This is a genomic window from Aquirufa originis, from assembly GCF_042714495.1.
Lineage (GTDB): Bacteria > Bacteroidota > Bacteroidia > Cytophagales > Spirosomataceae > Aquirufa > Aquirufa originis.
Genome location: NZ_JBBKXY010000001.1, coordinates 969,571 through 994,516 on the forward strand (window position 1 = coordinate 969,571; position 24,946 = coordinate 994,516).

Genomic DNA, 24,946 nt, shown 5'->3' on the forward strand with positions numbered 1-24,946 from the left:
ACGATTTTAGATTATTCACTTAAACTATACCGTATTTGAAAACCTCCTGCCACAGTAGACCGATAGAAGGAATTAGAAACCAACGGATTATTCATCATCTTATCGAAATAAGCTGTCACCGTTAATTTGTTATTCACATTATAACTCAGTTGTGGACGGAATTGGAAATTTACAAAACCTTGTGTCACGATCGTCTCTGCATCTAATTTTCGCTGCAAAGTCCGGGTATCTCGAATCGTTAGATTCATATTGAAACGTAAGTCATTAGGTAATCGAACGGCACGGCCGTTAATTTTGAACGGAATCAACATATTGGATTTAGTAAATCCTACCGCCACCGTAAAATCCTTATTGGCTAATTCTGCTACTTGGGAGTTTGCTAAATTTAAACCCACATTACGATCTTGGTTATACTCCAAACGCAAAGAGATTTTACTCTTCGTCACTGCGTTCACACCGATCAACGGAGAAAAACGTTCCACAAAGGAAATCGTACTCATGACATACACCGGAATCAATGTATTCGTTACCGGGTCAAAGCGGGATGAAAGTGGATACAACAAACTATTCAATGTTAAATTCATGTAGTCCGTTGCAAATTGTCCATACTCTAAAGACGAAACAAAGTTCCCTACATTATACGTACTTGAATACATATGGGAAATCGTAAACGAGGCAAACTTATTCTTAATACCAGGCAATAAATTCAAACCATTATAGTCCACTTTCCAGTTAGGCAAAGGGATATCGTAGAAAGGTGAATACTTGACCGTATTAGCGGAAACACCTGAATAAGCCGCAAAGAAAGCAGGAATTAATACATCTTGGGAGTTCTGATTGTAGGTTCCTATCTCGGTTGATTTCGTACGATTCAGACGAGATAATAAGACAGAGCGATTGGATCTAAACTCTTCAAAAACCGTTTCAGGATTAGAAAATGCTGTCATAAAGGACAGGAATGACATCGAATAGTTCCCTGAACGAATCGGACTTTGAGATTTGAAAGGACCATTCGCGACCTCTGGACGGTAAAACTCCTGGTAATTATCACCTTTATTATAATTTCCGTCTACCTGAATGCGTAAATCTTTCGTAGGCTCTAACTGAGTCGAATACGTCAATTTCTGCGTACGCAATTGAGTGAATGGGGTATTCTGAACCGTACTTCGAGTTAACCAGCCATTTTCCGCTGCCTTAAATCGAATTCCATCATCCTGTCCCCCTGCGATAAAATCAAAACCAGGAGCCTGATTAAGTGCATTCATACCTAATATACCTGGATTGGGCATAAAACCAGGAAGTGTAGTCGATTCATTGATGGCATAATTCACTTGAATACCCCGAAGCGTTAACAATAAACGGGTAATAGATTTAAGAGCACCTTTTGCAGGAATCACAATATCTTCTTCATCACCCGGATTACGCGCTATATTTTTTCCAAACGAACGAGGACTATTTGCCCAACGCAGGGCCTTTACTCGATTATACAAAGCAACAAAGTCAATCTTTCCATTAATAGCCTGCTCTCTCGTATTCTTGATAATATTTCCAAATGGCAAGCCTAATGAATCCCTAATATCAAAGGAGTTCGCGTAATAATTATAGCCAATTCTATGAGTATAGTCCGCGTTCATCCAATCGGTCAAAACCGATTTCTGTAGAGGCAATCGCCAAACCATACCGGCTTGTTGATCAAAGCTTTTGGCCCTACCTAAAGCCCGTAAACTAATCATCACTGAATCCCGCTTTTCTTGCGTATCTAAGTCACCAATCGGTTCATCTATGATCGAATTCACCTGCGCATTATAATTCAGCACCATACTCTTCGTTAAATTCCAATTCAACGCATATTGTCGATTAAAGAACCAATATTTCTCAAATTGAGGGGCCACACCAAGCGTAGTGAATTCCGCATTCCGCATTTGGGTCTTAATGAAACTGCGATCCATATCTAAGCGAACCATCAAGGAAGAGGGAACCAGATTCAGATTGAAATCCTTAATAAGATCGAGATTAGCTTTCTTAAACGGTTCTAAGAAACGTGATGAACTTGTATACGCATAGAGAACACTCCCTTTATGGCTTAATTGACTGTATTCCGCTATTAATGGACTCGTTCGCAACATTTCAGCGTACGCATAACTAAAGGTGAAATTAGAGAAGTCCCATGGATAGCTATTCTTAGCTTGGGCATTTCTACTCTTCTTCACATTAGAGAAATTAAAGCCTTTGCGTTCCGTATTATCCTCCACTAAGGTGAGATAGGATTGTTTTTTTACCTCTGAACTAAATTTCTGAATCGAGTTTCGCAAAAAGATATCTGGGTCAAATGGATCAAATTCCGGCGAAATATTGCGGCGGTCGTAGGTGATAAAAAACGGGATTTTGAAGCCCCATTTTTTAGGCAAGAGTTTGTCTAAATTCAAATTCGCTGTAATACCATACTCCAGATTATTCTCGCGACTGCGTTCTGAGATTTTGGCCTGAACTCCTCCAAAACCATAATTCTTAAAACTACCATTCATTTGAATCGTACCCAAGTCAGCTAACTTGATCCCAAATTTACCAATGGCTGCCTCACCAGACGTCTGATCGAATCCAGACGCCCGCAATTCATTCACCCAAATACAGAAGGATTTATTCGTGTTACTCGTATTTCGAACGCCAATCATCGTCACCATAGTGGCACTTTGATCTGGGCGGCCCATCACCGTAATCTTATACGTCTTACCCGTAGAACTCGTCACAATCATCGTAAATCGCTCGTTGAGACTCTTACCCTGCTTATCCCGTTCCGTCTTCACTTGCTTCACTAAATCAAACTCGATGTCAAACTCATTCTCCATCGGCCAAATTTCGGTATCTAAACTTTGCCCTTTCTGCGTCTGCGTTAAACCCGTATTCTCAATTTCATAATAATTATCCGTCAAATCTGTACCTATTCTTAAGAATGCACTCACCTGCCCATTAATCGCATCTGGGCTTTGCATCGAAACGAACATCTTCAAACGCTTGTAATTAATAAAATCAAACAAAGTATTTTTAAACACTGCCCTTGCATCATTTGGTCTTAAATTATCGACACAAAGACTCATTGACTGCTCATTCAGACGTGCGTTGTTAATCGTCGTTATATCCTGATCACGAACAAATCCAGGTGGAACCACATAAGGAATAGCGCTCTCCCCTTTATTAGCAGGACCATTCTCCTCAATATTCACACTCGAGACACGGAATTTTGCATCGTAAGGTTCCGGCAAATCCTGACCACTTCGCTTATCTAATTCCCCCACAAACTTACGGTAACTATATCCAGAAAGTTGTAATTGAGCAAAACGCAACACGACAGGTTCTTGGAACTCCTTCAAAACCATCCGCATAAAACGAATCGATTTAAACGAGTTAATCTCGCCCGCAGGTGTTTTATAATTGCGTTTATCTTTAATCGGAATGCGGAACAAATACCAATTTACGCCACCCTCTGTGATTTTATCCACCACAAATCCACTCCCAATTTGTAAGCTACTAGGTTTCAAATCCACCTCGTATTCAAAATAAGCCTCATTTTCATTGACCGTATTGTCATTATTCAAATCCTCCCGGTCCGGAAGCATACTATTGGCCTCTGTGAAATTCGTATTAGATGGATTAGCCGTTGTTGGGCTATTATTTTCCATCCCTAGGTAATTTTTATACCGTTGAATCAACGATTCCATTCCATTGAATTTTTGATTCAAATAGTAATCGAAGTCATCGGCGGCTGGGTCATTTTGGATTTTGGCCAAGGCTGAAGCATCCAACACTCTCCCCTTAATTTGATCCAGATACGCTTTGAAATGTGTCGTCTCCGTCACAGCTGTAGCATCATCTGACTTGTTAGGCAAACCATCTAAACCGATATCTTGCTTTTCCCTTCCTGCGGAATTATCAAAAGCATTAATCACAAACTGACGAGAAGGCGCTAAACCCCAATCGGTCGTCTCCACATTCTTTCCTGTCCCTGAGGTGATTTTCTCCCCTGCTGGAATACCATTCTCAAAATTAGAATAGCCATCTGGAATAAAATCCTCAGACACATCTCCTAGATGGAAAACTAATTTACCCCCCGTTTCATTGTTTTTATTGAATACCCCATCTCGAATTTTACCGGCTTCCCCGCCAATAAACGGATCCATTAACCAAAATTCAATCTGCTCCACATTCGCATTATCAAAATCCGTATCGGAGCTGATGGCACGCGTTATCGCTCCAAAATTAGAGGCAGGAGTTGGTAACAAACCATACGGAGATAAATTCGGATTAAAGTTGTACAAACCGCGCTCTGAAGGGAAATAGGCTACATCTAAGACTCCAATAGGCAAATTGGTAATGTTATTGGCGAAGTCTTTATTGGGGAATAATCCTTTCGGAGTAACTACTCGTTCATAGGCATAAGTATTGACTTTAGCCGGATCTAAACCCGGAACATCTAAGGCAAAACCTCCTTGACCATAAATACTCGCATCGACCGTATAGGCGGCAATTTTAGCGCGGTTAAAACCGGCCGCTAGTTTATTTCCTGTTAACACATAGGACTTAGGAGTTGCTGCAGACTTCCACAGGTTTGCCTGAGAACTTAAGTTATAAATAACCCGAGCAGCTTCGAAATCATCAATAAAGGCATTTCCTTGCACTCGATCGTTTACATTCGGAATCAGTTTCGCGAACTCTCCTTGGAAATCAATCACTGAAGTTTCCTTGGTAGAAATCAAAGGTAATTTGTCCAAGAAACGTGTAATACCTTGTGAATTCTGAAGTATGGTAGCATCGAAGCCTAACAACGTATTGTTCACCGGCTCATTGCCCATCGCGACACGACGGAAAAAGGCAGGCGGACTTTCGGACATATTTTGGATGGTGGCACCTAAATGGATATTCTTACCCAAGTTATAGTCCAATCGGGTACCTAAAAGTGTGCGTATTTGATTAGAGAAAAGATCAGGCTTCTCATAACATACTTTAATCTCCCTACCAGAAGAAAATACCCCTTCATTAATTATTTTAACACGCCCTGATTGTGGCTCCACGATATAATCTGTTCCAGCAGATAAGGATTGTCCTCCTGCCGTTACGGTCACTGATTTAGCTTCCACACCAAAAGGCAAAGAGATATCTCCACCGGAGCCAGACTGAAAGGTACCTTTGATAAAAAACTTATTCTTCGTAGATATTTGGGCTGCATCCGTTTGCGTTCCGGTGTACAATTTATCGTACACGTATTTATCCACTAAATTGGATTCAGCAGATGTAAACTTGGCTCGTAAATTGGTCCCAAAGGGTTCCAGAACAGGGAAAATAATCTTTCCCGCTTTGGAGTCTACCGTAATATCCTCGATGTAATCAAAATTCCCATCTGGCTGAGGATCGCCTGCAAAATTCAATTTATCTAGGCCTAAGACCTTAACGAGTGGAATATCTTTAAAATTCGTCCCCTCAATTAGGTTACTATTATCAATCCCTGTCGCGTCATCCTTGTACACAATACGTAACTGAAAATTCTGTTTTGTTAAGGCTGACGTATTCAAGGAATAGATATTCTTCATCATCAAGTCCCACATTGGATGTGGTTTACCAGTACTACTCGAATTCAAATTATTCCGTATCGTACTCGATTTCAACATTTTAAGAATCAACACCTCATCATCTTGACGTGCCTGATAATCCTCTGTTAACTCCCCTACCTTGTATTTTCGGCCATTCAAAGTGTATTCGTAAGAAACAGCTAACACCTCATCGTTACGCAGAGGAGCCACTAAAGAGATATAGCCGAGTTGTGGATTGAACTTGAATTCACGATCCGTCAAACGTTTAGCGCCTTTCAGCACATCAAAATCGGTTCCACGTTTCAAATTATAAGTCGTCTCTAAGCGATCCGTAGCCTCATTCGATTTACGCAGATTAGGATCTGCCAAAAGCTTTGCATACATCCCATTCGCCTTATTATCCACAGGGCTCGTGGGATTGATCGGCTGAAAAACCGGATTCGCGTTATTGTAAGGACTCGCTTCACCAAGATCATATAGTGAAATTAAATTTCGGAGCGTTTCCGTACTCTGTGTTCGATTCGTAACGTACACTTCAACACGCGTCACTGTAATACCACTAGAAATAACGGGAAGGTTTTTCAAGGCCCTTTCGTAATTGTTTCGGAAATAAGATGATAAGAAAAAATGCCTATTCTCATCGTACTGATCCACTCGCACTTCAAAATTCTTCCCTTGCGATCCTCCTTTCAGTGTAATGCAATCTTGCTTTGAACGTTGCTGCGCTGCCACGACTGTCATATCCAAGGCTCCAAAACGCAATAAGGTTTTCACCCCAAACAAATTCTGAATACCTGGAATTAACTGCGAATTCAAAGTCCAGGAGGTATTTCCCACTTCAATGTTTTGGAGAATATCCTCCTCCTGCGTCTTCCAATTTAACTTAAGTTGATTCTGAAAATTAAAACTCGCCTTTGTGTCAAAATTGACATTCATGTTTAACTTATCCCCTATCTTTCCTTGGAAATTAATCTGAGCCTGTTCATTAAAAAAGAGATTTCCAACATAGCGTAATTGGACGGGAATTGCCGGATTATCGACAAATTGCCCCATGTAACCGACATCAAGCAAAAGAGAACCATTGGGCTTAAAGGAAACTTCGGTACCTCCAAAAATTCGATCTATCGCCGGCGGCAATTCGATTTTAGGGAAAAGTCCGCGTGATTTAAGATTACTCGAACCATCTAAACTTTTGGAATAGGATCTCCAAAAACTCCGATTGACTTCCTGATTTTGCTTTTGATTAAATGTATTAAAATCACTGATTTCCGCAGCACCCGTCGCATCCTTCTGAATGATTAATTTAGGATCTGTCTCATACGAATAATGGAGCTGGGACTTCGAAGAATAAATTGAAAAAGGAGACTTCCCTGTAGTTCGGTTCGGTTTCTTGAGACTTAATCTTGGTTTTTTACCCGATTTAGCTACCGAATCTACTTGTGCCAAACTCGAAAAAGACAACACTATTCCAAGCCCAAGAATGAAGGGAAACCAGACGGAATAGCTATGTTTATCGGTCGAATACAATTATCGCAAGGCTAACTTGATTAAATTTTCAACGGTTGCATCCGGATTAGACTTCAAAATAGTGTCCAGACTCTTTTCTGCTGCCGTGCGAGGAATACCCAAAGTAACTAAAGCAGCTAAAGCTTCCTGTTTGTGGCCATAATTCGCATCGTGTGAAGCCAATCCTGCTTCGACAAATAGCGTATCTTTCTTGCATTTATCTTTCAATTCTAAGATAACCCGCTGAGCTGATTTAGATCCAATTCCTTTGATGGACTGAATCAAGGCAATATTTTCATTCATAATCGCTGAACGAATTTCATTGGAAGAAAAGGACGATAACATCACTAAAGCTGTACTTAAACCAATCCCTGAAACAGAAATTAAATCCAGGAACAACAGCTTTTCATCCATGGAATGAAAACCCACCAAGGTGTGCGAATCTTCTTTTACTTGCAAATGAGTAAAAAGCTTACAACTCTCTTCTCCATCTGCTAATGACGCATAAGTCTGCAAGGAGATTTTCACCTCATAGCCTACCCCATTCACATCAATGATTACGTGCACACGATCTTTGTGGGCTAATTTACCTTTTAAATAAGCTATCATAATTACCTCCGTTTACGGCGTTTTTTAGATGTAGTCTTTTTCTTTTTACGAGAAGTCTTTTTACGTTTCTTAAAGGTGCTTCGATTGCTATATTTCTTTGATACTTTAGCTAATTTGAAGTAAACTAGCGTTTGCCCTTTCTTTAATTTAGAACCCTTGATGCGATTTATACGCTTCAATTCGGATACACTCAAACCTAATTTGCGAGCTACGCGTGATAAGGTTTCCCCACTTTTTACTCGATACGTATGTCGCTGAGCTATCGGGTTAGGTTCTTCTATTTCATTCGTATCAATCTCCGCTGAATCAGGAGCTGTTAGATCTACCCGTGAAGAATCCAAAATAAGAGATCTATTCTGCTTAAAGTAAGCAAAACGGCTCGTAGGAATATGTACTTTAACTTTATTCGAGTTCTTCGGTAAAAAATGTGATATGATATGCGGATTCAATCGCTTTAAGGTATCTAAAGAGAAACCTGTCAACCGAGTAAGCGTATTTAAATTCAAATACCCACTCACTAAAATACTATCCTTCGGAATATCAATCACCCAGTTTTCCGGCTGTATCGAATGATCCCAATGGAAATTCATCATATATGTAATCGCAATGAACTGCGGCACATAAGCCCTAGTCTGAGCAGGTAAACAGGCATAAATACCCCAAAAATCATTCGCTCCCCCGCAGCGACGCATCGCTCTTTTCACATTAGAAGGACCCGTATTATAGGCCGCGAGCGCCAAATGCCAATCACCAAAAGTCTTGTGAAGTCTTTTCAAATACTGGCAAGCCGCATCAGTCGCTCTCTCTGCATCGAAACGCTCATCGATATACTGATCTACCCGCATTCCAAAATCGCCTCGTGCCGTATAGGGCATAAATTGCCATAATCCACCAGCTCCTTTATTCGAAATAGCCTTATTTTCTAAACCAGATTCAATTAAAGACAAATATTTTAATTCATCTGGCAGGCCATATTTCTTCAAATACTTCTCATAAAGAGGGAAATAGATATCCTTTCTTTCTAGCATTCTTTGTGTGAAACTCGCTTTTCTAAAGGCGAAAATCTCGACAAATTGGTGCGTAATGATGTTGTAATTAAGCGGGATTTCATTCTCCAGCTTTTTCAATCTTTCTTGAATTAAACCAGGATCAATGCTGAAAACAGGTGGGCCACCTTGCTCTACTTTGGCCAATGAATCAATTTGAACTAAATCATAGGCAGGTTGATACGCCCCTGTGACTTGACCAAAGGAGATAGAAGAAATAATCAAACAGAAAAAAAGTATAACTCTATACCACATCTTTGCTTAGTAATTCACCTAAATCTAACATTTTAGCCTCTTGGAAAGGACTAGTCATTAATTGGAAACCCATGGGTAAACCAGCAGAATCGGATCCCATTGGGATCGATAATCCCGGAATTCCTACCACATTCGCTTGTACAGTGAACAAATCACCTAGATACATTTGAATAGGATCCAATGTCTTCTCCCCTAAACGATAGGCAGTAGACGAAGTCGTAGGAGAGATGATAAAATCATAATCCAATAAAATCGAAAGCGTTTTATCCTGAATTAATCGACGTACTTTCTGCGCTTTAGTATAGTACGCATCATAATAATCCGCACTTAATACAAAGGTTCCTAACATAATACGGCGTTGTACCTCAGCACCAAAACCTTCTTGACGCGTACGCTTGTACAGCTGCATCAAATCAACCGGATTAGCCGTCCGATGACCAAACTTAACCCCATCAAAACGGGATAAATTCGAACTCGACTCAGCCGTAGTTAAAACGTAATAGGTAGGTAACAATTGATCAATGTAAGGGAAATCCACTCCTTCAACCGTGTACCCAAGAACCTTTAATTTCTCGACTTGCACTTCAAACGCAGCTTTAATCTCTGGCTGAAGACTAGGATGCTCCGCGACTTCTTTAATGTAAGCGATGCGCTTAGTACCTGGTGTAGCTGCTGGAACTTTGGAACTCAACGTACTATCTTGGCCATCCTCCCCTTTAATGATATCTAATACTAATCTTGCATCCGAAACATAGTTTGCAATCGGCCCTATCGAATCAAAAGAAGACGCATAAGCAATTAATCCCCAACGAGAAACTAATCCATACGTGGGTTTCAAACCGATTACGCCACAAAAAGCGGCAGGCATTCGTATAGATCCACCTGTATCAGTTCCTAAGGAAACTTGGCACATTCCTGCCTGAACGGCAACTGCCGAACCGCCAGAACTTCCTCCAGCCACATAAGCCGGATTAGCGAAATTCATAACTGGCCCAAAGGCAGAGTTTTCATTCGTACTCCCCATCCCAAACTCGTCACAGTTTTGACGACCAATGATAATCGCATCTTCATCTAATAAACGCTGAACGGCTGTGGCTGAAAAAGTAGATTTAAAGGAATTCAATATTTTACTACCCGCATACGAATGATGCCCTTCGTAACAAAGTAAGTCTTTAATCCCCACGACTAATCCTGCTAACTTACCGGCAGAACCAGCCTTTAATTTAGCATCAATTAAAGCCGCCTGAGTCGTCGCTTCCTCCTCATACACCTCCAAAAAAGCATTCAACGACGTATTATGTGTACGAATTTGTTGTAAATGGCCAGCGACAATAGCAGAAACCGATAGCTCACCCGCTAACAATTTCTCCCTGATTATCGCATAGGGTTGATTGGAATTACTCATTAAAAAAGGGAATCTGTATAAACACAAAAGCATAGTTGAATTTCTTCAACTATGCAGATATAGGGTAAAGGAATAGACTTATTCTTTCGTATCGTCTAACTCTTTGTTGATTTGATCTTTTACATCATTCTTCGCATTTTGAAACTCGCGAATACCTTTTCCAAGGCCTTTCATTAATTCTGGAAGTTTCTTCCCTCCAAAAAATAACAAAATCAATAAGCCAATCAATAGCATTTCGCCACCACCAAGGCTATTTAAAAATAATAATATGCTTGCATTCATCATATCGTGTTTTGTCTAAATTTTCGTAAATATATTTAAAAAAGGTTAATTATTCGTGTATTTAAAGATGTTTTTCAAACTCATCTAACTCCTCTTTGATCGCTTTTCCTACCCAAACTACGATCGCTAAATCATCCGCAAAACCTACCAAGGGTAGAAAGTCAGGAATAAAGTCAAAAGGCATCACAAAGTAAAGTAAAGCAGCCGTAATTTTAACTAACGTTATTAAAGGTAACTTAGTATAAGATCCTTGCACATAAGCTTTAATTAATTCGCTAAAGAGGATAATATAGCGATTCAATAATTTCACTACTGTCAAATTACTAGAAGAGGCAGTTTCCTGTACTTTTTTTAAAGCTCTTCGCAATAAACTGAGTAATCCTACTTTGTTCTGAGAAAAAAGCTCTTCACTCTTTTCCATTGCTTCCTTAAAAAAACGGGAGTCCACAATTCGCTTCACCCAAGTCCCTGATTGTGACATAATAATTTCGATTAATGCTTAAATATAATGAAATCATTTAAGGATTTGTCGTATTTTTGTATCGTTTTTTGAATCATTCTTACCAAAAATTATAACAATGAAAATCACAGTAGTAGGAGCAGGTGCTGTAGGAGCAACTTGTGCTGACAACATTGCCAGAAAAGAATTGGCAGATGAATTAGTTTTATTAGATATCAAAGAAGGTATCGCTGAAGGTAAAACATTAGATATGTATCAAACAGCTAGCTTGTTAGGTTTTGATACAACTTTAATCGGTTCTACGAATGATTACACAAAGACAGCTAACTCAGATGTAGTGGTAATTACTTCAGGACTTCCTCGTAAGCCAGGTATGACTCGTGAAGAGTTGATCGGGGTGAATGCTGGAATCGTGAAAAGTGTGGTAGAAAACATCTTAAAATATTCGAAAAACCCGATTATCGTGATCATCTCTAACCCGATGGATACGATGACGTATTTAGCTAAATCTGTCGCTGGATTAGACAAGCACCGCATCATTGGTATGGGTGGTACTTTAGACTCAGCACGTTTTAAATGCTATTTAGCGAAAGCAATGGATGTATCTATCAATGATATCTCAGGTACTGTTATCGGTGGCCACGGAGATACAACGATGATTCCATTGAAGCGTTTAGCGACTTACAACGGTGTTCCAGTTTCTCAATTTCTAGATGACACGACTTTAGATAAAGTGGTGGCTGATACGATGGTAGGTGGAGCTACGCTAACAGGTTTATTAGGAACGTCTGCTTGGTATGCACCAGGTGCTGCTGGAGCGGCTTTAGTTGAAGCAATCGTTCGTGATGAGAAGAAAATCATGGCATGTTGCGTATCTCTTGATGGAGAATATGGCCAAAAAGATATCTGTTTAGGCGTTCCTGTCGTTTTAGGCAAGAATGGTTGGGAGAAAATCGTTGATTATAAATTAACTGCTGACGAGCAAGCTGCTTTCAATAAATCAGCTGATGCAGTTCGTAATATGAACTCGGTATTGGATACCTTGTCACTATAATTACCCAGTAATTTAAAAGCCTCTCCTATTAGTTTAGGAGAGGCTTTTTTGTTCGCATATAAGACAGTGGGCAGTCGGCAGTGGACAGTTATTTAGATCGAATCGCGATCACAGGATCCATCTTAGCGGCTACCCAAGCCGGGATAATTCCCGATAGAATTCCGATAAAGCTAGAGATAAATAATCCCGTCACAATATTCTTCATTGAAAGCACCAGTGGCAAAGCATCTTGCGGAATCAAAGTGAGTAAGACGACCAGTCCAATTCCTACTAATCCTCCAATCAAACTCAAGAACACAGCCTCAAAAAGGAATTGGAATAGGATGAAATAATTTTTAGCTCCTAAAGACTTTTGAATACCAATAATATTGGTGCGTTCCTTAACTGAAACGAACATAATATTAGCAATACCGAAACCACCCACGAGTAAAGAGAATCCTGCGATTAAGGCTCCAGCTACATTTAATGCTGCAAAGATTCCATCAAAAAATTGATTCAAGCCATCTAAGCGATTTACAGCAAAATTACTCTCTTGTTTAGGCTTAATTGAACGTAAGGAACGCATTAAACCGGTAACCTCCCCTTCTAAATTCTCTTGACCTAAATCATCATCCATTGCCTTGATGGCAATGTCTGGAGCTGGTTTGTCTTTTTGGAATACAGCAGAAAAAGTCGAGTAAGGGATAAATACTTTCTCATCAGGAGTTCCGCCAAAACTCAACAAATCATTCCCCTTCTTCTCGATAATCCCTATAATCTGGAATTTAATTCCATTTAACTTGATTTGATCACCAACGGTGGCTTGCAGATTTTCTGAGACTTTGGCCCCAATAATAACCACATTCAACGCATTTTCTGATTCAATCGGCAAAAAATAACGCCCGAACTGAACAGGTACACTCGTGATTTGGTTGTAATCATAACTTGCACCAGTCATATTCACATCCATACTTGAGCTTCCCTTGGTAGCTGAAGCAGAACGTCCATTATCAATAATCGCAATGGCTTTTGCTGACTTCAAATTATCTTTCAAGAATTGAAACTCCGTGTATTTCATCTCCGGACGATTCAAATATTTCCACCAAGGATAGTTATTCTGCATAATCCAAGGCCATTTACCTACGTACAATACCCCAGAACCGGCAAATGAATCAATTTCAGAACGAATATTCTTATTCAAGGAATCGACTGCCGTGAAAACGGCAACAATGGCAAAAATCCCCACACTAACGCCTAAAAGCGACAAAGTGGTGCGCATTAAATTCGAACGCAATGCCTGATAGGCAAAGATCAAACTCTCGTAAACTTGGATTAAAAACTTCATAGGATTTTGCTAGAATTCAAATTTAGAAAATTAATCCCTAGAAATACGCTTCCTTTTTATGAACAGAGCGTATAAACTTTGAATGGCAATATGAAGGTAAGATTGGATTTTGTAATTTCACTTTTCCTTTTGGAATTATGAGCTGGAGCAATTACGAAGTACGTTTATTGAAAGACCATTTTGAGGGTCAGCTGTTTTTTGACGAGAGCCAAACCTCGCAAATAGCCAAACGTATCTATTCGACAGATGCCTCCGTTTACCAAGTAAAACCAGCGGCAGTGGCCATTCCATCCACTGCTAAAGATATCAAACGCCTTATTCAATTTGCCAGTCAAGCAAAGACCGGCTTAATACCGAGAGGAGCTGGGACTTCATTAGCAGGCCAGGTGGTAGGTGAAGGTATCGTAATGGAAATCTCTTCTGCTTTAGGTAAAGTTATATCACTAAACCGAAAAGAGAAAACGGTTTGGATAGAACCTGGGATAGTCCGTGATGATTTAAATAAACATTTAGCTTCGGCTGATTTGTTTTTTGGTCCAGAAACATCGACGGCAAATCGCGCGCTCCTAGGTGGGATGCTCGGAAATAATAGTTGTGGATTACATAGTATTGTTTGGGGGTCAGTACGTGATCATATTTTGGAAACACGTGCCTTTTTATCCGATGGTACAGAAATTCACACACATCCCTTAACTAGAGAGGAATTCTACCATAAGACGACCCTACAAAATTTAGAGGGCAAGATTTATCGAGAGATTCATCGGATGCTCAATAACCCGGAGATTCAAACGCTAATTCAAGAGAAGTTTCCTAAAAAGTCCATTAAACGTAGAAATACGGGCTATGCTTTGGATGCTTTGTTGGAAATGCAACCCTTTAATCCGGATGGAGAACCATTCAATCTTTCCAAATTAATGGCGGGATCAGAGGGAACATTGGCGGTTGTTCACGCTATGAAATTGAATTTATTGGATCTTCCAGAACCAGAAGTAGCGCTTGTTTGTATCCATTGCCAAAGCTTGCAAGAATCTCTGCAAGTCAATATTGAGGCCCTAAAGCATCCGATACTTGCCTCAGAATTAGTGGATGATTACATCCTTTCGTTTACGGAAGGTCATCCGAATTTCGAAAAAGACCGCGATTTTATGGAAGGAAATCCTGCCGCCATTTTGATGGTGGAATTCCGTTCAACAGATCGAGCTACCTTAGAAGATCAGGTTTCAGCGTTCATTACGCAATTGAAGTCGCAAAATTTAGGTTACGCTTATCCCACTTTATTTGGTCAGGAGATTGCCAAAGGTTGGGACATCCGAAAAGCTGGCCTCGGATTAATCCGAAACCTTGAGGGAGATACACATCCCGTTAATCTAATTGAAGACTGCGCAGTTGATCCATTGGATTTACCTGCTTATGTAGCAGAAATACAAGCATTACTCGCGAAGTACGATACGAATGCGGCTTATTATGCGCACGCAGGAGCAGGAGAATTGCATATTGAACCATTCATTAATTTAAAGAGCACTGAAGGTGTCGCCATTTTCCGTCATTTATTAACAGAAACGGTTGAAATACTGAAGAAATACAAAGGTTCATTAAGTGGAGAACACGGAGATGGTCGTTTACGCGGCGAATTCATTCCCACATTAATGGGCAAAGAAGTATATAGTCTTTTCAAAGAGATTAAGCACGTATTTGATCCCCAAAACCTCTTTAATCCAGGTAAGATAACGGATAGTCCTCCTATGGATACCGCCTTCCGTTTTACTGATAAAAAAGCAGCTGAACCGACTTATTTCTTTGATTATGGAGTTTGGAAAAACCCCTTAGGTCTCGCTGAAAAATGCTCTGGTTCTGGAGATTGCAAGAAAACAGCCTTAAGTGGCGGCACGATGTGCCCTAGTTATATGGCCAGTTTGCAAGAAAAAGATTCCACCCGGGCAAGGGCGAATATGCTCAGACAGCTCTTAAGTTCGCCTAAAGAAGAAACATTCAGTAACCCGGCTTTGCACGAGATTTTAGACTTATGTTTATCTTGCAAAGGCTGCCAAACCGAATGCCCTTCCGGCGTCGACATGGGTAAATTAAAGGCAGAGACGCTGCAACAATCGTATTTGAAAAATGGAGTGCCCTTACGCACGAAATTAATCGGACATTTCCCTACCCTGCAACGCTATGCTAGTTATGTAGCTCCCTTGTATAATTTTATGGTTGAATTCCCCTTGACGTCTAGCTTAGTAAAACTAGCGATGGGATTCTCCATCGAACGAAGTCTACCTACGGTACAATTTACCAGCTTGGAAAAATGGTTTGAGCGTTATGCGCAGAAAAACCCACAAGATGCCTATGAAAATGGATTTGTCTACCTATTAGCAGATGAATTCACTAATCACAATGAGGTTCCATTAGGTCAAAAGACCGTCAAATTATTAAACCAATTAGGCTACGGGGTTCAGATTCCTAAAGGGATAGTGACGGGAAGAAGTTTTATTTCCAAAGGGATGTTAATCGAAGCTAAAGCGTTAGCCAATGCTAATGTAGACCAATTAGCAGATCTCATTTCGAGTGATCAACCTTTGATTGGAATTGAACCAAGCGCCCTATTAACCTTTAGAGATGAAATTCCTTCTCTTGTTGATGCTGATAAACGCGAACAAGCGGAACAATTAAAACCGAATTGCCTTTTAATCGACGAATTCATCGCACGTGAATTCAAAGCAGGAAGAATAACTTCCGATTCCTTCCACGGCAAACAGCAAAAAATCCTCTTACACGGCCATTGCCACCAAAAATCCATTGCCGGATTAAGTGCAACCCGCATCGCTTTGACCATTCCATCTCAATACGAAGTAGAATTATTACCTACGGGCTGTTGCGGAATGGCGGGATCTTTTGGCTACGAGAAAAAACACTATAAAATTTCTCAACAAATCGCGAATCTGGTCCTTTTCCCTCGCTTGTTAAATAAACCCATTAAAAGCATCATCGCCAGCAACGGAACCTCCTGTAGACACCAAATCAAAGATGGTATCGAACAAACAGGTTTCCATACGGCAGAAATCCTATATAACGCCCTAAAATGATACAATACAACATATCACTCTTCATTGAGCCAAGCATCACAGAAACTGCATTAAGAGCCTTAAAAACTATAATAATGCCAGAAATCGAGAAGCAAGCCTTCATCGATCAAATTCATTTATTTGAAATCAGTTCACATCAAGAGCCTGATTCGAACGGTTACTCCTTACAATGCTGGTTACCCGAATTCGAAGAAGAACACAAGGAATTTATCGAAGGAGTCGTATCTGGATTTTTCCAAAAGGAATTTGCGAATCAGTATGTGTACTTTCCGAGTCAGCTGAAGAGAGTGTAGATTATAGAGTAGAGATTATAGATTATAGAGTAGCGAGTGAAAAATCATTATTTACAATATCTTTACTCTATACTCTCTTATCTCTAATCTCGTCCCCAATCAATCACCTCTTGGCCACTCTCTGTAAGGTATTGATTAATCTTCGAAAAAGGCTTCGTCTTAAAAAATCCACCTCGATTAGCCGATAATGGCGATGGATGAGCTGCTTGAATGATGAAGTGGCGCTGTGAATCAATGTAATTGGCTAGTTTTTGGGCGTATGCACCCCATAAAACAAAAACAACGTTTTCTTTCTCTTCATTTAAAATCTGGATGACTTCTTGAGTGAATTCCTCCCAGCCTTGTTTAGCGTGTGAATTAGGTTCTCCAGAACGAACCGTTAAAACCGCATTCAGTAGTAAAACACCTTGATCCTCCCAGCTTCTCAAATCCCCGTCATTTCGAATGATTCTCAAATCATCGTAAAGTTCTTTGTAGATATTACGAAGCGAAGGTGGCAAAGGAAAAGTAGGAGGAACAGAAAAGGATAAACCTTGCGCTTGACCTGCACCATGGTAAGGATCTTGACCAATAATAACTACTTTGGTTTGTTCAAAACTACAGCGTTGAAAAGCTGCAAAAATTTGATCTATGGGAGGAAATATAGCGTAAGCAATAAGCTCCTTTTCTAGAAATAACCCTAAGTCTTGAAAATAAGCCTCAGAAATGGTGGAATTCAACACCATTTTCCAATCATTATTCAAAGTTTCGGCTAATTTTACAGCTACATTATTCATTATTCTAATTCAAAGGATGACCGAAGCATATTCAAACGGATTCTTAGTTTCAGTAGATACGACGCATCTACCTGAATTTGAGCTAAATCCGCCGTACAAGCATTTTTTCTCCTACCAAATTACAATCAAAAATCTAAGTAATCAACCGGGACAATTGGTGAGTCGATTTTGGGAGATTGTAGACGGAATTGGATCAAAAGAAACGGTTAATGGATTAGGCGTTGTAGGTCAACAGCCCATTATTGAGCCCGGAAATTCTTTCACTTATACGTCGGGTTGTCCACTAATCTCCTCGATCGGTAAAATGAGTGGTTACTATGTATTTTTGAATTTAGAGGATCAGTCTACTTTCAAAGTGGAAATACCCGCTTTTGAACTCATCCCTGCCTACCATTTGAATTAATGAATCGCTTACAATTCTATTTCAAGGCGCAAACGGCACACGGATTACACTCTCCATCCATTTATACTTTGTATTGTGAAGTGCTCAATCCCTATTTGAAAAGGGAACTAACATATTCTCAATTAAAAGAGGCACTAACGCATCGCTATGCTGATTGTAATATAGTAGAAATTCAATCCTATATGGATATTACCAAAATACCTCAAAATACCATCCTTTTATTTGAGAAGCCACACAGCCAAGAGAAAGTCTGGAATGAATTACATTCAAATGAATCGGTGATTCAGACCGTTGATCTATTTGACCTAGGGCTATTATTCTTTAAGCCCGTTTGTCCTAAACAACATTTCTATTTACGCAAAATGGCATAAAAAAAGGGGCTCAATTTGAGCCCCTTTTGATTATTTGTCTGCTTTCGCAATATCGACATTCACTCGCTTACCCTTAATTTGGGCGCCGCTCATTTTGTCTAATACGACATTCGCATATTCTTTCGGTACATCCACAAACGTGTGTTTGTTCTCGATTTGAATTTGACCTAATACGTTTCCTGGAATACCTGATTCGCCGGCAAAAGCTCCCACGATGTTCGATGGAGAGATTTTTTCGTTAAATCCAATGTTCACCACTAAACGTACCATATTTTCATCTGATTTGTAAGGCTTACCATCGCGATCCACACGAGGACCACGAGGAGCTGAGTTACGATCACCGCCTCTTTCGAAACGACCACCGCGGTCTCCGCCACGATCTCCACCTCTTTCGAAACGGCCTGCACCGCGACGATCACCGCCACGATCTCCACCGCCCCAACGATCACCGCCACCGCCTCTTTCGAAACGACCGCCGCCACCACCGCGTTCATCACGACCATATTTACGTGAGCTGCGTTCCATATCGCCTTCGAGATTTTCATCACCGAACTCGTTCTTCACGACACCCATGTTCATCTTCACTAACGCAGCCACTACTTGCTCCACAGTGAAACCAGCATGTTGGAAATTAGGTAAAGCATCATCGAATAACTCTAAACCGCCTTCAGCGATCGTAGCACCTACCCGATCAATAAACATACCCTTTTTCACACCAACAACGTCAGAGAACGTAGGAATCACTCCTTTATCGATCTTTACTTTCGTATAGTTCATGATATCACGCAAACGGTTGCGTTCTGCTCCTACTACTAAAGTAAATGCTTTACCAGACTTACCGGCACGACCTGTACGACCGATACGGTGTACATAATATTCTTCATCTAATGGAATATCGTAATTGATTACGGCATCCACATTATCTACGTCCAAACCACGTGCTGCCACATCCGTCGCCACTAAGAAACTCACATTTCCTCCACGAAAACGATTCATTACTTGGGTACGTTGTGATTGACGTAAGTCACCGTGAAGACCTTCAGCCGCGTATCCACGCAACATCAATTCTTCCACTACTTCGTCCACACGTTTCTTTTGATTACAGAAAATCAAGACTAATTTCAACGAATAGAAGTCGATCAAACGAGTCGTCACTTCCATCTTAGCACGTCCTTTCACATCGTAGTATAATTGCTCGATGTTCACGTTCGTAATTTCGTTCTTCACTACTTTCACTAACTTAGGGTTAGTTAAATAGCGGTTTGTCAAAGCCATAATCGGCTTAGACATAGTAGCTGAGAACAAGACTGTTTGACGCTCATTCGGAATTTCTTCCAAAATGCTTTCGATATCCTCACGGAAACCCATATCTAACATCTCATCCGCCTCATCTAAAACGATCATCGATGTTTGATTTAATTTCAACGCACGACGCTCGATTAAGTCGATGACACGACCTGGTGTTCCCACCACGATGTTAGCCCCTGCTTTCAAGGACTTAATTTGACGATCGATGGAATCTCCACCATATACCGTCGTCACCCAAACACCCTTCGTAAACTTAGACAACTTCTTCATTTCCTCAGAAACTTGAACCGCTAATTCACGCGTAGGACATAAGATGATTGCTTGAACATACTTCTCAAAAGGAACAATATGCTCAATCATCGGAATACCGAACGCGGCTGTTTTACCAGTACCTGTCTGCGCTTGACCGATGACATCACGACCTTCCATGACGAAAGGAATTGCTTCTGATTGGATGGGAGAAGCAAACTCAAAGCCCATTTCTTTTACTGCTTCTTGGATTCCTTCCGACAATGGAAGCGAATCGAAGCGAATTTTTTCACTCATTTGATATATTTAATTACGATGCCCGAACACATCCGTAATTTAACTCCTGCCGATAGCCTTTGAATAAAGGGAAAAAGAGAGTTCCTGCGGATGTATTTAATAAACAAAGCACAAAAGTACTGTTTATTAAAGTAGCATCCAATAAAATTGTACTATTTTAATGAAGAACGCTTCTTAAAGCTAAAAATGATTTGATTATTCGAGGAATTAGGCAAAGTAGCGACTGTAATTCGCTTCTGATTTAAGCCCTCACCTACTAAGCGATTCTTTACCACATAAGCGTGTTCTTTAGCTACAATTGCCCCTTTTTCAGAAGCAACTTGTATCTGCACATCTACCTCTTTGAATTTATTCATTCCAGAGGCAATTTGCTTGAATAAATAGGTTTTAGGAGAAGCTAATAATTCCGTCTTATCACTAAAATCAAGCTCGGTACACGTTAATTCCAAAGGTGTAACAACTGTTGAATCCGTCATATAGGCATGAAATGCAACCACCATAGACTCCTTAGGAACTTGAAAAGGTTTACCATCTGGCCAAGCCAACGAAACTAAGGAATCATTGGTTGCTTTTGCTGAATCAACCACCGCCTTCGTTAAACTATCATTCAATTTATTTAAACTATCGATTGGAATAATTTGATCCGCATCCTCCTTTTCTACCATCTCATCTGTTCCACCGCTTCTTAAGGCAAAAAACAAACCGATTGCCACCACTAAGGTTCCAACAATCACACCTGCGATCAACTTATAATTACGTGCAGGGCGATCATCTACCGCTACAAATGGCTCATCAAAAACAAATGAATCCCCTTTTAACACGTCATTTAAAACCAAGATATCAATCAAAGCAACCTGTATTTTGGCAGGGGTTAAGGCATAAAAATCGGATGTAGCAGGCTGATAATACTCCCCGAAAGACTTAAAATCACGAAGCGCGTCATAATCAAATTCTTTTAATCGATAACCGTATAGAGCGTAACTCAAGGTTAAACCTTTAATGATGGTGGAACTTTTGGCCCCTAATTGACCTCCTAATAAGGTGGCAATCGCACTCTTTTTATCAGGTAAAAGAATCCCCATCATTCCTTCACCAAAGCGATACATCGCCTCATAATCCGGCATCCCCTTCCCTGAACTCAATAACTTAGCTACATCATCCGCAGGAGCGGACTTCGCTAACATAAAATTATAGAGCGCATTGAAACGAATCCGATTTCGGAATAACTTTAACACACTCCCTAAAACAACCGCTTCGAAGGCAGGAATCAATTCCAGCACCTTCTCCTGCTTCTCTGTACAAAGATCTGCAAGACGCTTTGCAAAAAATGCTTTTTCTTCGGGTGTGATTAATGTAAAAACCTGGCTCATATGGATTATTTCTAACACAAAATTACCTTATTTTTTTTATTTGCTTACCTTTGTAAGATGAAAAAGGTGTTATTTATTGATAGAGATGGGACTTTAATTGAAGAACCTAAAATTGACCAACAAGTGGATAGCTTTGAAAAGCTTGCCTTCTTGCCAGGGGTTATCTCTAATCTAAAGAAAATAGACACGATTACTGACTACGAATTAGTGATGGTGACTAATCAGGATGGTTTAGGAACGGATTCTTTTCCGGAAGAAACGTTTTGGCCAGCGCACCAAAAGATGTTAGATATCTTCGCATCGGAAGGTCTCATCTTTCAACAAATTCACATTGACCGTAGTTTTGCTCACGAGAATAAGCCTACACGCAAACCAGGAATTGGTTTATTAGGCGAATATTTTTCCAATGAGTACGATTTAGCGAATTCATTCGTCATCGGGGATCGTTTGACAGATATTGAATTAGCGAAGAATTTAGGGGCCAAAGGTATTTTCATCGGTGATTTAGAAATCCCTACTGAATTACAACCCTATACAGCCTTGCAATGTGCGAATTGGAACGACATTCACGAGTTTTTTCTTTTACCCGCTAGACGTGTCCTACACGAACGCAATACTCACGAGACAAAAATCTCCATCGATTTAAATTTAGATGGAAAAGGTGTTGCAAAGAACGAAACAGGCTTAGGCTTTTTCGATCATATGTTAGACCAAATAGCGAAACACGGTAATCTCGACTTAGCGGTTAAAGTACATGGTGATCTACATATTGATGAGCATCATACCATTGAAGATACGGGTATAGCTTTGGGTGAGGCTTTTGCCTTAGCATTAGGGAACAAGAAAGGAATAGAACGCTACGGTTTTTTATTACCCATGGATGACTGTTTAGCACAAGTAGCCATTGATTTCTCTGGACGTAATTGGTTGGTTTGGGAGGCTAGTTTCAAACGCGAAATGATTGGAGAAATGCCTACCGAGATGTTTTTCCACTTCTTCAAATCTTTCTCAGACGGAGCAAGATGTAATCTAAACATTCAAGCTACAGGCGATAACGAGCACCATAAAATTGAAGCCATTTTCAAGGGCTTTGCTAAAGCCATCAAAATTGCCGTAAACCGCGATCGAAAAAATTTAGATTCTTTGCCAAGTACCAAAGGACTTCTTTAAAATAATTTGTAAATTTGCATCATTAAATAACAATACAATGGGATATTCAGGAGCAGCGTTTTTTATCATCTTATTCGCAATTTCAATTGTAGTAGGTGCTAAACTTCAAAAAATCTATAAAGAGAGAGGAAAATAATCCTCTCTCTTTTAGTTTAATTTCCCATCGTCTGCGAAACTATAAAAAGTAGACGACCCTATGATGAGGTGATCCACCACATCAATATCAAATATCTTACCTGCCGCAACGACTTGCTTCGTTAAATCCACGTCTGACTTACTTGGTCGCATTTGATCGCTTGGGTGATTGTGCGCGAGAATAATAGAAGAGGTTAATCGTTCTAAGGCAGACTTATACAATAACCTAAGATCTACTGTAGTTCCAGAAACACCACCCATACTTAATTTCTCTGCTAATACGACGGTAGAGGCTCTATTAAGGTGAAATACCCAGAACTCTTCTCGGATCAAATCAGCTAAATAAGGCTTTATTAAACTATACGCATCAATGGAATTCCGAATCACTAGCTTAGAACTAGATTCATACATCTGACGCCTTTTGCCTAATTCTAAAGCTGCCACTAATAAAGCAGCCTTCGCAGGACCAATTCCCTTTAATTTTCTAAAATCGAATGAATTATAGCGAGCTAAAACACACAGGTCTCCATCAATGGCATGTATTAACTGGTGTGCTAAATCTGATGCTGAATGTTCTGCAAAACCAGAACCTATGAGTATAGTCAAGATCTCAACTAACGACATATCACTTGCTCCTAATCGAGCTAACTTCTCCCGAGGCATATCCTCTTTCTTGGCGATTTTCATTCAAGAAAGGTAACCCATATAAACGAATAAACCCCTCTTGTGGAGGGGTTTATCACTATCTTGGTAATCTAAAATTAAGCAGCTACTTTATTCACTAACTTAGCTAATTTAGATTTTTGATTAGCAGCTTTATTCTTGTGGATGATGTTTTTCTTAGCCAATTTATCCAAAGAAGAAGAAACTTGTTTGAAAAGCTCTACTACCACTGATTTATCAGTCGTCAATCTCAATTTCTTGATTAATGTACGAGTTGATTTGTGTTGGTAACGATTACGTAAACGCTTTGCTTCGTTAGAACGGATACGCTTTAGTGCTGATTTATGATTTGCCATCTGTTAAATAAAATTCTCTTTTTACAAAATTGAAATGCAAAAGTAACCAATATGAAATTAAATAACAAGCGCTACCTTAAAATTTATATGTTTATTCTGTGTTCTATAGCGGTACACGCAGAAACATATAGCACCTGGGGATTCTTTGGCCATCGAAAAATCAATTTACTGGCAACCTATACCCTACCTTTCCCCTTACATTCTTTTTACCGAAGACATCAAAAAGAGTTACAAGAGCTTGCCGTTCTACCGGATTCAAGACGATATATCTTAGATGAAGAAGCCGCTCGGCATTATATCGATTTAGATCAATACGATTTGAATCAAGTTAGTTTTAGTTCTTGGGAACAAATGCTACGCAAAAAATCGGAAGATTCATTGAGAAAGCACGGCATTGTTCCTTGGCATATTCCCATTGTCTATCAACGGTTAATTCAGGCGTTCCTAAAAAAGGATACACTGCAAATCATCAAGCTATCTGCAGAATTAGGTCATTACGTGGCGGATTCGCATGTTCCTTTGCACACGAGTTCGAATTATGATGGCCAAAAAACTGGCCAAGGTGGCCTGCACAGTTTTTGGGAATCACGCATCCCCGAAATCTTAGGGAATCAATTAGATCAATTTAGTGGACCCGCCACCTTCATTCCGGATGTACAACATAGCGCTTGGACGTGGGTACTTGCTTCGCACAAACAATTACCACTCTTATTTTCAATGGCTTCCAAAGTAAGTGCTGAATTAAAAGAAGGTGAAAAATATAGCTTTGAGCAAAAAGGACAAGCCTTGGTCAAAATTCAAAGCCTAAAATATAGCCTAGCGTACCATAAGGCACTAAAAAGGCAGATTGAATCTCGATTTTTAGCCGCTGTTCAACACGTGGGAGATTTATGGTATTCAGCTTGGTTGACTGCCGGACAACCATCTTTCGAATAAATTTTGCAATTTTGCA

Annotated in this window: 19 protein-coding genes; 7 read left to right on the forward strand and 12 right to left on the reverse strand. The window is 40.0% G+C overall.

Annotated features, from left to right (window positions below; translation table 11 throughout):
- Positions 1 to 11: 11 nt before the first annotated feature.
- From sov to SKC35_RS04280, 6 genes are all read right to left on the reverse strand, one after another.
- Positions 12 to 7,028, reverse strand: coding sequence for a T9SS outer membrane translocon Sov/SprA (gene sov, locus SKC35_RS04255; protein WP_377978200.1), 7,017 nt, complete (start codon positions 7,026 to 7,028; stop codon positions 12 to 14).
- Between the two features lie 81 nt (positions 7,029 to 7,109).
- A complete protein-coding gene (gene ruvA / locus SKC35_RS04260) occupies positions 7,110 to 7,697 on the reverse strand; it encodes a Holliday junction branch migration protein RuvA (protein ID WP_377978201.1) in 588 nt (195 codons plus the stop codon).
- A 2-nt stretch (positions 7,698 to 7,699) separates the two neighbouring features.
- Positions 7,700 to 8,998: a lytic transglycosylase domain-containing protein gene (locus SKC35_RS04265; RefSeq protein WP_377978202.1), complete on the reverse strand. Its 1,299-nt coding sequence runs from the start codon at positions 8,996 to 8,998 to the stop codon at positions 7,700 to 7,702.
- Complete coding sequence (gatA, locus tag SKC35_RS04270) at positions 8,988 to 10,403, reverse strand: Asp-tRNA(Asn)/Glu-tRNA(Gln) amidotransferase subunit GatA (protein WP_377978203.1); 1,416 nt, start codon at positions 10,401 to 10,403, stop codon at positions 8,988 to 8,990. Before gatA ends, SKC35_RS04265 begins: the two co-directional genes overlap by 11 nt.
- A 78-nt stretch (positions 10,404 to 10,481) precedes the next feature.
- Entirely contained in the window at positions 10,482 to 10,685 is a 204-nt protein-coding gene (locus SKC35_RS04275) for a Sec-independent protein translocase subunit TatA/TatB (protein ID WP_315857617.1), read from the reverse strand.
- Between the two features lie 61 nt (positions 10,686 to 10,746).
- On the reverse strand, positions 10,747 to 11,166 hold the full coding sequence (locus tag SKC35_RS04280; protein ID WP_377978204.1) for a YkvA family protein: 420 nt from the start codon (positions 11,164 to 11,166) through the stop codon (positions 10,747 to 10,749).
- A 97-nt stretch (positions 11,167 to 11,263) separates the two neighbouring features.
- Between SKC35_RS04280 and mdh the strand changes: the two genes are divergently transcribed.
- Positions 11,264 to 12,199, forward strand: a complete 936-nt coding sequence (gene mdh, locus SKC35_RS04285; protein ID WP_223130771.1) for a malate dehydrogenase — start codon at positions 11,264 to 11,266, stop codon at positions 12,197 to 12,199.
- Positions 12,200 to 12,287: 88 nt separating this feature from the next.
- Here the strand turns inward: mdh and SKC35_RS04290 are convergent, their stop codons facing one another.
- Positions 12,288 to 13,523, reverse strand: a complete 1,236-nt coding sequence (locus SKC35_RS04290) for an ABC transporter permease (RefSeq protein ID WP_377978205.1) — start codon at positions 13,521 to 13,523, stop codon at positions 12,288 to 12,290.
- 137 nt (positions 13,524 to 13,660) lie between these two features.
- Between SKC35_RS04290 and SKC35_RS04295 the strand changes: the two genes are divergently transcribed.
- A complete protein-coding gene (locus SKC35_RS04295; protein ID WP_377978206.1) occupies positions 13,661 to 16,603 on the forward strand; it encodes an FAD-binding and (Fe-S)-binding domain-containing protein in 2,943 nt (980 codons plus the stop codon).
- Positions 16,600 to 16,896 carry a DUF4286 family protein gene (locus SKC35_RS04300; protein WP_377978207.1) on the forward strand — a complete coding sequence of 99 codons (297 nt, stop codon included), beginning with the start codon at positions 16,600 to 16,602 and terminating at the stop codon, positions 16,894 to 16,896. The genes SKC35_RS04295 and SKC35_RS04300 overlap by 4 nt, the downstream gene beginning before the upstream one ends.
- Positions 16,897 to 16,979: 83 nt before the next feature.
- Here the strand turns inward: SKC35_RS04300 and SKC35_RS04305 are convergent, their stop codons facing one another.
- The gene (locus SKC35_RS04305) at positions 16,980 to 17,672 is read right to left on the reverse strand and encodes a uracil-DNA glycosylase (protein WP_377978208.1); all 693 of its coding nucleotides are present in this window, start codon (positions 17,670 to 17,672) and stop codon (positions 16,980 to 16,982) included.
- 16 nt (positions 17,673 to 17,688) lie between these two features.
- Between SKC35_RS04305 and apaG the strand changes: the two genes are divergently transcribed.
- Together apaG and SKC35_RS04315 are read left to right on the forward strand one after the other, a co-directional pair.
- The gene (gene apaG, locus SKC35_RS04310; protein WP_377978209.1) at positions 17,689 to 18,075 is read left to right on the forward strand and encodes a Co2+/Mg2+ efflux protein ApaG; all 387 of its coding nucleotides are present in this window, start codon (positions 17,689 to 17,691) and stop codon (positions 18,073 to 18,075) included.
- Complete coding sequence (locus SKC35_RS04315; protein WP_377978210.1) at positions 18,075 to 18,446, forward strand: hypothetical protein; 372 nt, start codon at positions 18,075 to 18,077, stop codon at positions 18,444 to 18,446. The genes apaG and SKC35_RS04315 overlap by 1 nt, the downstream gene beginning before the upstream one ends.
- A 30-nt stretch (positions 18,447 to 18,476) precedes the next feature.
- Here the strand turns inward: SKC35_RS04315 and SKC35_RS04320 are convergent, their stop codons facing one another.
- Positions 18,477 to 20,300: a DEAD/DEAH box helicase gene (locus SKC35_RS04320; RefSeq protein WP_130896821.1), complete on the reverse strand. Its 1,824-nt coding sequence runs from the start codon at positions 20,298 to 20,300 to the stop codon at positions 18,477 to 18,479.
- Positions 20,301 to 20,452: 152 nt separating this feature from the next.
- Positions 20,453 to 21,670: a hypothetical protein gene (locus SKC35_RS04325; RefSeq protein WP_377978211.1), complete on the reverse strand. Its 1,218-nt coding sequence runs from the start codon at positions 21,668 to 21,670 to the stop codon at positions 20,453 to 20,455.
- A gap of 57 nt (positions 21,671 to 21,727) precedes the next feature.
- Between SKC35_RS04325 and hisB the strand changes: the two genes are divergently transcribed.
- Positions 21,728 to 22,840, forward strand: a complete 1,113-nt coding sequence (hisB, locus tag SKC35_RS04330; RefSeq protein WP_377978212.1) for a bifunctional histidinol-phosphatase/imidazoleglycerol-phosphate dehydratase HisB — start codon at positions 21,728 to 21,730, stop codon at positions 22,838 to 22,840.
- 147 nt (positions 22,841 to 22,987) lie between these two features.
- On the opposite strand, the gene SKC35_RS04335 is transcribed toward hisB, so the two are convergent.
- Positions 22,988 to 23,662: a JAB domain-containing protein gene (locus tag SKC35_RS04335; protein WP_377978213.1), complete on the reverse strand. Its 675-nt coding sequence runs from the start codon at positions 23,660 to 23,662 to the stop codon at positions 22,988 to 22,990.
- 74 nt (positions 23,663 to 23,736) lie between these two features.
- Positions 23,737 to 23,994: a 30S ribosomal protein S20 gene (gene rpsT, locus SKC35_RS04340; RefSeq protein ID WP_223130782.1), complete on the reverse strand. Its 258-nt coding sequence runs from the start codon at positions 23,992 to 23,994 to the stop codon at positions 23,737 to 23,739.
- Positions 23,995 to 24,045: 51 nt separating this feature from the next.
- On the opposite strand from rpsT, the gene SKC35_RS04345 reads away from it, so the two are divergent.
- Positions 24,046 to 24,930: a zinc dependent phospholipase C family protein gene (locus tag SKC35_RS04345; protein ID WP_377978214.1), complete on the forward strand. Its 885-nt coding sequence runs from the start codon at positions 24,046 to 24,048 to the stop codon at positions 24,928 to 24,930.
- Positions 24,931 to 24,946 lie beyond the last annotated feature (16 nt).

Bases quoted from the DNA above. Each gene is read 5' to 3' on its own strand.
- SKC35_RS04305 (WP_377978208.1), bottom strand. From the start codon at position 17,672: ATGAATAATGTAGCTGTAAAATTAGCCGAAACTTTGAATAATGATTGG.
- ruvA (WP_377978201.1), bottom strand. From the start codon at position 7,697: ATGATAGCTTATTTAAAAGGTAAATTAGCCCACAAAGATCGTGTGCAC.
- SKC35_RS04265 (WP_377978202.1), bottom strand. From the start codon at position 8,998: ATGTGGTATAGAGTTATACTTTTTTTCTGTTTGATTATTTCTTCTATC.
- SKC35_RS04290 (WP_377978205.1), bottom strand. From the start codon at position 13,523: ATGAAGTTTTTAATCCAAGTTTACGAGAGTTTGATCTTTGCCTATCAG.
- SKC35_RS04300 (WP_377978207.1), top strand. From the start codon at position 16,600: ATGATACAATACAACATATCACTCTTCATTGAGCCAAGCATCACAGAA.
- SKC35_RS04320 (WP_130896821.1), bottom strand. From the start codon at position 20,300: ATGAGTGAAAAAATTCGCTTCGATTCGCTTCCATTGTCGGAAGGAATC.
- rpsT (WP_223130782.1), bottom strand. From the start codon at position 23,994: ATGGCAAATCATAAATCAGCACTAAAGCGTATCCGTTCTAACGAAGCA.
- SKC35_RS04275 (WP_315857617.1), bottom strand. From the start codon at position 10,685: ATGAATGCAAGCATATTATTATTTTTAAATAGCCTTGGTGGTGGCGAA.
- mdh (WP_223130771.1), top strand. From the start codon at position 11,264: ATGAAAATCACAGTAGTAGGAGCAGGTGCTGTAGGAGCAACTTGTGCT.
- hisB (WP_377978212.1), top strand. From the start codon at position 21,728: ATGAAAAAGGTGTTATTTATTGATAGAGATGGGACTTTAATTGAAGAA.
- SKC35_RS04335 (WP_377978213.1), bottom strand. From the start codon at position 23,662: ATGAAAATCGCCAAGAAAGAGGATATGCCTCGGGAGAAGTTAGCTCGA.
- SKC35_RS04295 (WP_377978206.1), top strand. From the start codon at position 13,661: ATGAGCTGGAGCAATTACGAAGTACGTTTATTGAAAGACCATTTTGAG.
- gatA (WP_377978203.1), bottom strand. From the start codon at position 10,403: ATGAGTAATTCCAATCAACCCTATGCGATAATCAGGGAGAAATTGTTA.
- SKC35_RS04280 (WP_377978204.1), bottom strand. From the start codon at position 11,166: ATGTCACAATCAGGGACTTGGGTGAAGCGAATTGTGGACTCCCGTTTT.
- apaG (WP_377978209.1), top strand. From the start codon at position 17,689: ATGACCGAAGCATATTCAAACGGATTCTTAGTTTCAGTAGATACGACG.
- SKC35_RS04325 (WP_377978211.1), bottom strand. From the start codon at position 21,670: ATGAGCCAGGTTTTTACATTAATCACACCCGAAGAAAAAGCATTTTTT.
- SKC35_RS04345 (WP_377978214.1), top strand. From the start codon at position 24,046: ATGAAATTAAATAACAAGCGCTACCTTAAAATTTATATGTTTATTCTG.
- SKC35_RS04315 (WP_377978210.1), top strand. From the start codon at position 18,075: ATGAATCGCTTACAATTCTATTTCAAGGCGCAAACGGCACACGGATTA.